The 12,397-nt window shown below is 36.6% G+C and carries 11 protein-coding genes; 6 read left to right on the top strand and 5 right to left on the bottom strand.

Translation table 11 applies throughout. The features are described from left to right. Positions 1–30 precede the first annotated feature (30 nt). From KO524_RS12940 to KO524_RS12930, 3 genes are all read right to left on the bottom strand, one after another. Positions 31–894, bottom strand: coding sequence for a hydroxymethylglutaryl-CoA lyase (locus KO524_RS12940; RefSeq protein WP_219294631.1), 864 nt, complete (start codon positions 892–894; stop codon positions 31–33). Positions 895–985: 91 nt separating this feature from the next. Next, positions 986–1,603, bottom strand: coding sequence for a LysE family translocator (locus KO524_RS12935; RefSeq protein ID WP_219294630.1), 618 nt, complete (start codon positions 1,601–1,603; stop codon positions 986–988). A gap of 7 nt (positions 1,604–1,610) precedes the next feature. Beyond that, complete coding sequence (locus KO524_RS12930) at positions 1,611–2,630, bottom strand: quinone-dependent dihydroorotate dehydrogenase (protein WP_219294628.1); 1,020 nt, start codon at positions 2,628–2,630, stop codon at positions 1,611–1,613. A gap of 259 nt (positions 2,631–2,889) precedes the next feature. Here KO524_RS12930 and KO524_RS12925 point away from each other — a divergent pair, with 259 nt between their 5' ends. The 5 genes from KO524_RS12925 (at position 2,890) to KO524_RS12905 (ending at position 9,097) form a co-directional block, all read left to right on the top strand. Further along, positions 2,890–3,315, top strand: a complete 426-nt coding sequence (locus KO524_RS12925) for a VOC family protein (protein ID WP_219294627.1) — start codon at positions 2,890–2,892, stop codon at positions 3,313–3,315. Positions 3,316–3,413: 98 nt separating this feature from the next. After that, positions 3,414–3,983: a toxin-antitoxin system YwqK family antitoxin gene (locus tag KO524_RS12920; protein WP_219294626.1), complete on the top strand. Its 570-nt coding sequence runs from the start codon at positions 3,414–3,416 to the stop codon at positions 3,981–3,983. 408 nt (positions 3,984–4,391) lie between these two features. Beyond that, on the top strand, positions 4,392–6,929 hold the full coding sequence (locus KO524_RS12915) for a heavy metal translocating P-type ATPase (RefSeq protein ID WP_219294624.1): 2,538 nt from the start codon (positions 4,392–4,394) through the stop codon (positions 6,927–6,929). A gap of 278 nt (positions 6,930–7,207) precedes the next feature. After that, positions 7,208–8,290 (top strand): glycine cleavage system aminomethyltransferase GcvT, encoded by a 1,083-nt coding sequence (gcvT, locus tag KO524_RS12910; RefSeq protein ID WP_219294623.1) that lies wholly within the window; start codon positions 7,208–7,210, stop codon positions 8,288–8,290. Between the two features lie 96 nt (positions 8,291–8,386). Further along, complete coding sequence (locus KO524_RS12905) at positions 8,387–9,097, top strand: YebC/PmpR family DNA-binding transcriptional regulator (RefSeq protein WP_219294621.1); 711 nt, start codon at positions 8,387–8,389, stop codon at positions 9,095–9,097. A 100-nt stretch (positions 9,098–9,197) separates the two neighbouring features. On the opposite strand, the gene KO524_RS12900 is transcribed toward KO524_RS12905, so the two are convergent. After that, the gene (locus KO524_RS12900) at positions 9,198–9,473 is read right to left on the bottom strand and encodes an ATP-dependent Clp protease adaptor ClpS (RefSeq protein WP_219294620.1); all 276 of its coding nucleotides are present in this window, start codon (positions 9,471–9,473) and stop codon (positions 9,198–9,200) included. A 10-nt stretch (positions 9,474–9,483) separates the two neighbouring features. Then, a complete protein-coding gene (gene prmA, locus KO524_RS12895) occupies positions 9,484–10,323 on the bottom strand; it encodes a 50S ribosomal protein L11 methyltransferase (RefSeq protein ID WP_219294619.1) in 840 nt (279 codons plus the stop codon). 115 nt (positions 10,324–10,438) lie between these two features. Between prmA and KO524_RS12890 the strand changes: the two genes are divergently transcribed. Then, positions 10,439–11,662, top strand: a complete 1,224-nt coding sequence (locus KO524_RS12890) for a porin (protein WP_219294617.1) — start codon at positions 10,439–10,441, stop codon at positions 11,660–11,662. The last annotated feature ends 735 nt before the right edge of the window (positions 11,663–12,397 follow it).

Below are 12,397 nucleotides of genomic sequence, written 5' to 3'. Positions count from 1 at the left end.
ATTTAGCGTTTTTAAATCAAATAAAAAAGATTAATGATAAAAATTAAAAATTTTTAATGCTTCGTTATAAGAACTTTCAAATGACATAGCGCTCAAGTTAGTAGCTACCTTGTTCGCCGTAAAATAACTTAACATTTTTTCTGTCGGCATATTACCAGTCAAGTCATCTTTAGCCATCGGACAACCACCATATCCCTTTATCGCACCGTCAAATCTCAAACATCCTGCTTTATAGGCAGCATCTATTTTTTCAAACCAACGATCCGGGGTCGTATGCAAATGGGCACCAAATTCAATATTGGGATATTTCGGTATCAAATTTGAAAACAAATAATCAATAACCTCCGGCGTAGAACTTCCTACCGTATCCGAAAGCGATAGTATCTTAACTCCCATATTGGATAGTTTTTCCGTCCAAGCTCCTACAATATCCACATTCCACGGATCTCCATACGGATTTCCAAATCCCATAGACAAATAAGCCACTACTTCTTTATCACATTTGGCTGCAATATTTAAAATTTCTTGAAGAGTCACCAGCGATTCTGCTATGGTTTTATGCGTGTTACGCATCTGAAAGTTTTCAGAAATAGAAAAAGGAAACCCCAAATACTTAATTTCCTTATGTTCAGAAGCCAATTCTGCTCCACGTGTATTAGCAATTATAGCCAACAACTTACTTTGAGTTTTAGACAAATCCAATTGTGCCAATAATTCGGCAGTATCCTGCATTTGAGGAATAGCCTTAGCGGATACAAAACTTCCAAAGTCAATAGTATCAAACCCTACTCTTAAAAGGGATTGGATATATTGTACTTTCTTTTCAGTTGGGATAAACATCTTAATGCCTTGCATCGCATCACGAGGGCATTCTATAATTTTTACTGGCTTCATAGGGTTTCAAAGATATAGGAAAGATATTTATTGTGCAAAAGAAAATTAGGGATTAGGCATTCTATGAAAAAGCTTCTTTAGCAGTAACTATTTAAAGTAAAATATAAATTCCCAATCCTGTAAAAACAACAATTTGCATCCACTTTAAAAAGGAATTAAAGGTTTGATTGCTTTGTAAAACGTCCGTTAGCTGTGAAGCAATGATACTTACCGTAGTAAAAACCACCAATGTTTGTGTGATAAAAACCAATCCTAAAGTAAAAACTTGCGTTCTTACACTACCTGCATTTTCCGATATAAAAGTGGGAAATAAGGCCAGAAAAAACATCATCACTTTAGGGTTCATCACATTCATCAATAGCCCCTGACGCACAAAACCCATAAAGGATTTTTCTGCCGCTTTTTTATCTTCACTAACCAAGATATCCGCTGTATGATAAACTTTATAAGACAACCAGAATAGATAAGCAGCTCCCATCATTTTGACCATCGTAAATACGATATCTGATCCGATAATTAAACCGGAAACTCCAAATGCAAAAAGCGCTAAGTGAAACATCAATCCACCTATTTGCCCCAAAGTTGTCGCAATACCATACTTACTTCCTCTAGTGATACTTTGAGAAAGTACATACAGTATATCCGGTCCAGGAGTTAGGATTAATACCAAACTAGTCACAAAAAAAGTAAGTAAAACTTCTGAAGACATTTTTATTCTATTTTTTTGCTAAAATTGCTTTGTTAATCGACTTAATTAACCCAGGTCCCTCATAAATAAAGCCCGTGTAAAGCTGTACTAAAGTTGCTCCAGCATCTAATTTTTCAATAGCATCTGCTGCAGTGTGAATACCCCCTACCCCAATTATCGGAAAGGAACGATTGCTCTTTTCTGAAAGAAAACGAATGACTTCAGTGCTTCTTTTTGTCAACGGTTTACCGCTCAGTCCGCCCATCTCTGTTTGCTCTGGAGATAATAAATGGTCTCTAGAAATGGTTGTATTGGTCGCGATTACACCTGCAATTTTTGTTTCGTCAACAATTTCAATAATGTCCAATAATTGCTCATCAGTTAAGTCTGGAGCGATTTTGAGAAGTATCGGTTTGGGTGATTTTTTTTTGGTATTTTTTGTTTGCAAAGCATGTAACAGCGCCTTTAATGGCTCTTTGTCTTGTAATGCTCTTAAATTCGGTGTGTTAGGAGAACTGACATTCACAACAAAATAATCAACATGGTCAAACAAGGCTTCAAAACATATTTCATAATCGCTTATGGCATCTTCATTTGCTGTTAATTTGTTTTTGCCAATATTCCCACCAATTAAAGTACCCTTATTCTTTTTTAATCGAGTAACCGCTGCATCAACTCCTCCATTGTTAAACCCCATACGGTTTATAATACCCTGATCTGATTTTAATCGGAACAGTCGCTTCTTCGGATTTCCCTCCTGCGGTTTAGGTGTTAGTGTACCGATTTCGATAAAGCCAAAACCAAAATTTTCCAATTCCGAATACATGGCTGCGTCTTTATCTAAACCAGCTGCCAATCCTACTGGATTTTTAAACTTTAATCCAAAAACCTCTCGTTCCAATCGCGGATCGTTTAACTGACAAAAACTTCTAATCATACTAGATACTCCAGGAATCTTATTGATCCATCGCACCGAAAAAAAAGTAAAATGATGGACTTTTTCTGGGTCAAATTTAAACAGTATCGGACGAATTAAGCTTTTGTACATAATATGGAAGTTAGTGTTGTATTTTTTTGCAAAAATAATCAAAATACACCAAGATTTCGCACTTTTTCATTAAAGAATTATTAGTTTCCTTCTGCTTTTTAAGCAAACTTTTTTACGGAAAAAAAAACAAGCTCAAAACAGCCTAGTTCCTTGACTTTTTTGCTTTAAATCACAGAATAAGAACATTTTTAAATATTTTTTTCTTATCTTTAAGTTAACAAAAATTCGTCTAAAACCACAATTTGAAAAACGACTACTAATGACTACGATTAACCCCTATTTACATTTTGACGGAAACTGTGAACAAGCCTTTACTTTTTACCACCGTATTTTTGGTGGCGAACTATCTCAAATTACTCGTTTTAGTGATTTTCCTTCGGATATCCCCTTAACGGAAGAGGAGGGCAAGCGCGTGTTGCACATATTGTTACCCATCAATCCAAAAACCACACTTATAGGAAGTGACCAATCCCTACACTTTGACCCCGAATTAAAAGTTGGAAACAATGTTTCTCTTGCCATAAATGTTCCTTCAGAAGAGGAAGCACAACGTCTTTTTAGTGAACTGTCAAAAAACGGAACCGTAACAACTCCACTTGAAAAAACATTTTGGGGCGCTTGGTTTGGTATGTTTACCGACCAATTTGGCATTCATTGGATGATCAGTCACGACAAAAAACAATAAGAAATTATTTTTAGAACGAATACCGGATTAAAGTATGTCGACATCAATAATACCTTAAATCAAACCCACAGCTTAAAACCCGCAAAAATCAAAAGCTTTTGACACCGTCTTTTAAAACGATTAGCCTATTCCTTGGAGCTGTCTTTTTTCAAAGCAGTTATGGCCAACACCTATCTACAGCATCAAATGACAGCTCAACTGACATCAATATACAAACCGAAGTCGGCGAAGTCATCGACGGCAAACAAAACGGACTTTGGTGTCTTTATGAAGACCACATATTGCAACGCGAAAGCCATTATGTAAATGGCTTGGCAAACGGTCTGTGGATTTGGTATTATCCCAATGGTAGTATTGAAACGGTGGCCACTTATCAAATGGGATATAAAAAAGGACCGCAAATCTCTTACTTTGAAAGCGGAAAGAGGCAGTCTGAGGGCAATTATGAAGGTGAAGATCGAGATGGAATTTGGTGCGATTATACTGCTACCGACCCTTCATACACTCAATCAACTTACAAAAAAGGGCAATTACACGGCAATTACAAAAAATACGATAAAAATGGGACTTTAAGAGAATACGGTGATTTTAAAGACAATAAAAAAACAGGCAACTGGACTTCCTTTGACGTTAGGGGAAAGCTTGTGGAAAGCGAAACCTTTAAATAAAATGACATTTTCTATTTTCACAGCATAGCGACAGCATACCATCTATGATTTCTACAACTTGGATTTATCTCGATCAAGAATGGAACGGTATACATCATAATCTCATACAGAATTTTATTATCCATGCCATCAACCGGCAATGAAACTCCACTTCCAGCCTTACTTTGATTATTCACTATAATAATCTGTATAGGTAAAACGGAAATATCACTATAATTGGCAAAAACTCATAACTTAAGTAGCGGTTTCTTAATTATAAATCGTTATCCGCCTGATTTGTATTCGCAAAGATTCATACAGCGCATCCAACTATAAAAGGAAAATGATTATTATCTTTAGTAACTTTACCTATTTACATGTTAAAACCATTTACGTAATTTTATCAATTAACCGTTTAAGAGAAATATAATGAAAAAAATATATAAAATAACCGGAATGACCTGTAACGGTTGTCGCACCAAAGTAGAAGACACCCTAAATGATATAGAAGGAATTCGAGCTGCGGTAACGCTTGAAAACAGTCGAGCCGATGTCGAGATGAAACAAAACATAAGTACCGAAGAAATCCAAAAGGCTTTATATAAAAAAGGTGATTATATCATCCAAGAAATCATTACTCATCAAGACGGAACTCAAGAAACTTTAGCAGCTGTACACGTTGATCATGAAGCCCATGAAGTCGAAGTTCCAAAAAGCATGAGCGACCACGCCGGTAAATATTTCTGTCCCATGTTGTGTGAAGGAGACAAAATTTATGATACCAATGTCGGGTGTCCAATTTGCGGTATGAATCTAGAACAAATACCCGCTAAGAAAATTGTAAAAACGGTCTATTATTGCCCGATGTTGTGCGAAGGTGACAAAACCTATGATGAACCGGGGTCTTGCCCAAAATGCGGTATGGATTTAATACCTAAAACCCTTTCAATAGAACCCGAGGACACGACCTATAAAGACTTGCTTAAAAAGCTAAAAATAGCAACAGCCTTTACCCTACCTATTTTTATACTTTCCATGGGAGATATGTTACCGGGAAATCCTGTATCCAAGCTAATTCCACATCAAATTTCAAATTACATACAATTGCTATTCTGTTTACCTGTCATCTACGTTACCTGGATGTTCTTTGAACGCGCATGGACGTCGTTTAAAACATGGAATTTAAATATGTTTAGTTTAATTGGTTTGGGGACTGCAGCGGGTTTCTTATTTAGTTTGATAGCCTTGTTTTTTCCATCCATTTTTCCCGATGATTTTCGCGGCGAGCACGGTACCATTCATTTGTATTTTGAGTCGGTAGCAGTTATTTTAACTTTGGTGCTTGTCGGCCAAGTGATGGAAGCCAAAGCACATAGCAGAACCAGTGGCGCCATTAAAGAATTACTAAAACTCGCTCCTACCGATGCAACCTTAGTTACGGATCAAGGCGATGAAAAAATCGATATTGAAAAAATTGAAATTGGATTTAGACTGCGCGTAAAACCTGGTGAAAAAATACCTGTCGATGGCATTATTGACGAAGGCGAAAGTAGTATAGATGAAGCAATGATTACCGGAGAACCGATTCCCGTTCAGAAAAAGGAAACGGACAAAGTCATTGCAGGTACGATAAATGGCACCCAAAGTTTTATTATGAAAGCTGAAAAAGTTGGCAGCGATACTTTGTTAGCTAAAATTATTGAGATGGTCAATACAGCCAGTCGCTCCCGAGCTCCGATCCAAAAACTAGCAGATAAGGTCGCTAAGTATTTTGTACCTACCGTAATTGCTATCGCAATTATAACCTTCGGAATTTGGTATATCTGGGGACCAGACCCTAAAATGGTCTATGCCTTTGTCAACGCCTTAGCTGTACTGATCATCGCCTGTCCCTGTGCACTAGGCTTAGCCACACCCATGTCGATTATGGTTGGCATAGGTAAAGGTGCGCAAAATGGTATACTGATTAAAAATGCCGAAGCCTTAGAAATCAGCAATAAAATCAATGTTTTAATCACAGACAAAACCGGTACGTTAACCGAAGGAAAACCATCTATAGAAAAAATAGTTTCGTTCGATAACTCTATTTATTCCACCGATGAGCTATTACAGCTTACCGCATCTTTAAATCAAAATAGCGAACATCCCTTAGCCCGGTCTTTTATACAATTTGCCAAAGACAGAGCGGTTTCTTTAATACCAGTAAAAATGTTTATCTCACAGACCGGTAAAGGAATTCAAGGTCTAGTAAACGGTAAAAAAATCTCTTTGGGGAATCGAGCGTTGATGAAAGAAATCAACGCGGTTCTCGACCCACAAATGGCCTTGGCTGTAAATCAGCAGCAAAGCTTGGGAAAAACGGTCTCTTATATTGCCGAGGGTTCTGAAATCTTAGGCTATGTCGTTTTATACGACAAAATAAAACCGAGCAGTAAAAAGGCCGTTCAGGATTTACAAAACCGAGGAATCGAAGTAATTATGATTACCGGTGATAATAAAAATACCGCTTTAGCTGTATCGCGTGAACTCGGTATTCACCGTTTCCTTGCTGAAGCCTTACCTGAAGATAAATTAGGCGAAATTAAAAAACTACAGTCCAGTGGAAAAATAGTAGCCATGGCTGGAGATGGTATTAATGATGCTCCTGCTCTCGCTCAAGCCAATATTGGTATATCTATGGGAACCGGAACCGATGTCGCTATAGAAAGTTCTGAAATCACCTTGCTTAAAGGAGATCTAGACGGTATTCCAAAAGCAATTGAACTCAGTCATTCAGTAATGAAAAACATCAAACAAAACCTGTTTTTTGCCTTTTTTTACAATTCCATAGGAATACCGATTGCTGCAGGTATTTTATATCCCGTTTTTGGAATCGTTTTATCTCCGATGATTGCCGCTTTAGCCATGAGTTTTAGTTCGGTATCCGTTATATTGAATTCGTTGCGACTGAGAAATACGAAATTATAAATTTTCTAAAAATGCTTTTAAACGCGAAATATTCCATCGAAATGAGGGGCATTTTGTGTTAAAACAATATTTATCATCATGTTATGCAACAAATTCCATTGCTGAATCAACGGTAAGCATGTAATTGATAGGGCAGTACTATGTATTGAGAATAAATTCAAACAAAATAAAATCTACTTTACGGATACCGGAGAACTAATTCTTTAGCTAAATCCATTTTTTTGTGAACTAAAAATTGGTTATTTTAGCGGCCTTAATCAATTTGTCACACAACTACCATGAAACACGTTACTCTAAATCACATACACGAAGCATTAGGAGCTAAAATGGTTCCTTTCGCAGGATTTTCTATGCCAGTTCAATACGAAGGCGTTAACATCGAACATGAAACCATCCGTAATGGTGTGGGAGTATTTGATGTTTCACATATGGGTTTATTCAAAATATCAGGACCTCAAGCACTTGCTTTAGTACAAAAAGTTACTTCTAACGATGCTTCAGTCTTGACCGATGGAAAAGCGCAATATTGTTATTTTCCAAATGAAACCGGTGGTGTTATTGATGACATCATTACTTACAAGGTTAACGATGAAGAATATCTAATGGTTGTTAACGCTTCCAATATTGAAAAAGATTGGAATTGGATTTCTTCTCATAATGATGTAGGGGCGATTTTAGAGAATCTTTCTGATTCCTATTCTCTTTTAGCTATACAAGGTCCTAAAGCCATTGAAGCTATGCAAAGTTTAGCTGCTATTGACTTAGCTACTATCAAGTTCTACCACTTTGAGACCACTACTTTCGCAGGAGTAGAAAATGTGATCATTTCTGCTACGGGATATACGGGTTCTGGAGGTTTTGAAATCTATGTAAAAAATGAAGATGTAGAAACAATCTGGAATAAAGTGTTTGAAGCTGGAGCGGCTTGGGGCATCAAACCAATTGGCTTGGCAGCTAGAGATACATTAAGATTGGAAATGGGATACTGCCTTTATGGAAACGAAATCACTGACGAAACTTCGCCTTTAGAAGCGGGATTAGGCTGGGTAACTAAATTCACAAAAACTTTTATCAATTCAGAAAACTTAAAAGCAGAAAAAGAAGCTGGATTAAAAAACAAGTTAGTCGGTTTTGAATTGATAGACAGAGGAATTCCTCGTCATGATTATGAGATTGTCAACAAAGAAGGAGAAGTTATTGGAAAAGTCACTTCCGGTACGATGTCACCATCTTTAAACAAAGGGATCGGTATGGGATATGTTCCTGTAGATTATGCCAAAGAAGGTAGCGAAATATTTATCAGAATTAGAAAAAATGATATCGCTGCACAAGTAGTTAAAACACCATTCTATAAAAAATAACCGTAAAAAAGGAGGATTTAAATCCTCCTTTTTTGTAAAATAAAAATTAATTACCCGTATTTTTGTACTCCAAAAATGATTAAAAAGCAATAAGAAATGGGAAGAGCGTTTGAATTTAGAAAAAACAGAAAGCTAAAACGTTGGTCTGCAATGGCAAAAACGTTTACTAGAATTGGAAAAGATATCGTTATGGCCGTTAAAGAAGGCGGACCTAATCCCGATTCCAACTCTCGTTTACGTGCCGTTATTCAAAATGCCAAAGCGGCAAACATGCCCAAAGAAAACGTTGAAAGAGCAATTAAAAAGGCATCCGACAAGGATACTGCCAATTATAAAGAAGTCTTGTTTGAAGGATATGCACCACATGGAATCGCTATTCTAATCGAAACAGCTACCGATAATAACAATAGAACCGTTGCCAACATCAGAAGTTACTTTAACAAATGTAACGGTACCTTTGGAACTCAAGGCTCAGTAGAGTTTATGTTTGATCATACTTGTAATTTTAGAATCCCTAAAAATGATAGTATCGATTTAGAAGAATTTGAATTGGAATTGATCGATTTTGGAATAGACGAAATATTTGACGACGAAGATGGTATCATGATCTATGCTCCTTTTGAAAGCTTCGGCGCCATTCAAAAAGAACTCGAAGCTCGAGGTATTGAAATACTTTCGTCTGGTTTTGATCGTATCCCACAAATCACCAAAGAACTTACGGAAGATCAAATTGCCGATGTAGAAAAATTACTAGAACGCATCGAAGAAGATGACGACGTTCAAAACGTTTTCCATACCATGGCTTAATATCCATTTACATATAAACAGAAAAGAGCATTCCTCAATTGGAATGCTCTTTTTCTTTTTAAGCTATTTCTTACTGCCTCCTTCTCGGACAATTATAATATTACATAATCTCAGCGCTTAAGCCCGCATCTAACAACTGCAAACATTGTGGTTTTAATTCCTTAAAAGCACCTGTTTTAACCGTACAACGCCCTTTATAATGAACCAACACCGCACATTGCTCAGCTTGCTCTGGGGTGTGATCACAAACGCGTATTAAGGTATCAATTACATGATCGAATGTATTGACATCATCATTGTATAGAACAATCTCACTTAAACCATCTATCAATTCTGAAACCTCAATATCTTCTAATATTTTTTCCTTGGTACTCATTTTTATCCTTTTATGCTTTATTAAACTTTAAAGACACCCAATTGTTTTTTTCTAATTGATTAACAAAAACCAATCCACGCTTTTCTGCCTCTTCTTTTATATAAGGAATATCTTCTGTATAAAAACCACTAAAATAGATAGACCCACCTACTTTCAAACAATTCACATAAGTAACCATATCATTTAATAAAATATTTCTATTGATGTTAGCCAATATAATATGGTACTTCTGCTCCTTCGTCAAAATACTTGCATCACCTTCAAACACATCAATATTCGTGCAATTATTGCGCTCCGCATTTTCAATAGAATTCAAATAACACCAATTGTCTATATCAATTGCATCAACATGTTTTGCTCCACGCATAGCAGCTAATATACCCAAGATAGCCGTTCCACACCCCATATCCAACACCACTTTGTCAGTCATGTCGTTTTGCAATATATGACGAATCATCATAAAAGTTGTTTCGTGATGTCCGGTTCCAAAACTCATTTTAGGTTCTATAACGATATCATACTGAGCCGCAGTTTTTTCATGAAAAGGCGCTCTCACATAACAAATACCATCAACATCTATAGGGTTAAAGTTCTTCTCCCACTCCTCATTCCAATTGATTTGCTCAATATCTTCAACGGTGTAGCTAATTTTAAAATCATCAGAATCTAAAATTTGAACCCCATCTAAAATAGCTTCACTCCAAAGCGCTTTTTGAACATAAGCAGACACTCCCGTTTCGGATTCCTCAAAACTTTCAAAAGCTTTTTCCGCTAGTTCAGCAATTAAAATTTCAGTTCCTAACTCTCTAGGTTCCACTTCAAAACGATATGCGATATACGATACTTCCATAAAATTTACTTTCTTAACACTCAGTTAACAATCACTTAATTTGCTAGTAACAATTTCTTTATCTTACAAGCGAAAATAAGTTTAGTTTTGTGCATGTAAATTTAAAAAATATAAAATGAAAAAGGCATACATCCTAATTTTTATCTTTTTCGGCTTAATAGCTCAGGCTCAGGTATTTAAAAAAAGTGAAGTCAACAATGATTTGAAATTGTCTTCATTACCATACTACAGCTACGGAAAAGGACTCGGAATGACTTCAGCTGATAGTATATTCCAATTAAATATCCGTTTTCGAATGCAAAATAGAATTACCTATATGGAAAAAGACGGTGAAGATGGTGCTTACGATGCCCAAATTAGAAGACTGCGACTTCGCTTCGATGGTTATGTTGGAAATCCGCATTTTCTCTATGTATTACAACTTTCATTCGCACCCGGTGACGTAGGAGAAATAGAGGAAGGAAAAAACATCAACATCATTAGAGATGCCGCGCTTATTTATCGTCCCAATCAACACTGGAGTTTTACTTTCGGACAAACGAAACTTCCTGGAAATAGACAACGTGTAAACTCTTCTGGAGCACTACAACTCACCGACAGATCTATCAACAACGCCAAGTTCAATTTAGATCGTGATTTTGGTATTCAAGCTTACTATTTGCAAGAACACAAAGACGCTTTTTCATACAATATAAAAACGGCAGTTTCCAGTGGTCAAGGAAGGAATTGGACTGGTACTGCAACCAACGTAGCACTTACTGGTAAATTAGAATTACTTCCCTTCGGTACCTTCTCCAAAGACGGTGCATATTTTGAAGGAGATTTGTCCCGTGAACAAGATCCTAAACTAATGTTATCAGGAACCTATCACCAAAACAATAATGCGAATTTATCACAAGGACAGCTAGGAGATTTATTGTATGAACCAAGACGCTTTAACGCCTTATTACTTGATGGGATTTTTAAATACAACGGTTGGGCGGCGATGATGTCATATATGAATAGAATGACAGACGACCCTATCACTTATGGAATCGACGACAAAGGCGCAGTGGCAAGTAATTTTGTATTTGCAGGCCAAGGTATGGACTATCAACTGAGTTATGTATTTCCGAGTGATTATGAAATTATCGGTCGTTATTCCACCCAGAAAGTACAAGACGAACTATTTGATAGAAATATACCCAATACCAATCAATACAGCATCGGTGTTACTAAATATTTATGGGAACACGCCTTTAAAATTCAGACCGAATTAACCTTCGATGAGCTTCGTTACCAATCGGGAAACCAAAAAAACAATTGGTATTTACGAGTACAATTCGAAATTGGAATATAAATTTACTAGACCGACAATACAAAAAGCTATCCTAATCAGGTAGCTTTTTTTGTAACTATTTTGAGATTTTTCTAAGATTATTGGTGAGATAAACCAAAAAATTAGCTTTTTTGTTGCGTCGCTTTAAACATGTCACCCCTACGGGGTTTTACAAAAATGACACATCATTTTCTATAATCATGTCACCCCTACGGGGTTTCACGAAAATGATATATCATTATTATAAACAACATTCCCGTGTTACACATCATCTATAATCATGTCACCCCTACGAGGTTCCACGAAAATGATATATTATTATTATAAACAACATTCCCGTGTGACGCATCATCTACAATCATGTCACCCCTACGGGGTTATACGAAAATGATATATTATTATAAACAACATTCCCGTGTTACGCATCATCTACAATCATGTCACCCCTACGGGGTTCTATGAAAACGATACATCAATATTGTAACAAAAATGCAGTTTTACGTATTAGCAAAATCCCTTTGGTTTCGTCTGCGACAAAACGATAGGGATTTTGTGCCGTGGCGCTGCGCTAGGCTTTTATCGTATAATTCCGTAGAATAAAACCCCGTAGGGGTGAAATGATTATAAAAGCGGATACGCCGATGTGCCTATTCGCTTATAGGCAGAGAACCCCGTAGGGGTGAAATAATGCTAGACAATAAAATGTTGGTTATGGAAAACCCCGTAGGGGTGAAATGATTATAAAAGCGGATACGC

It is taken from the genome of Flavobacterium sp. NKUCC04_CG (genome assembly GCF_019345525.1).
Taxonomy (GTDB): Bacteria; Bacteroidota; Bacteroidia; order Flavobacteriales; family Flavobacteriaceae; genus Flavobacterium.
Note: the sequence above shows the minus strand (reverse complement) of the source record. Positions and strands in the feature narration are given on the sequence as shown.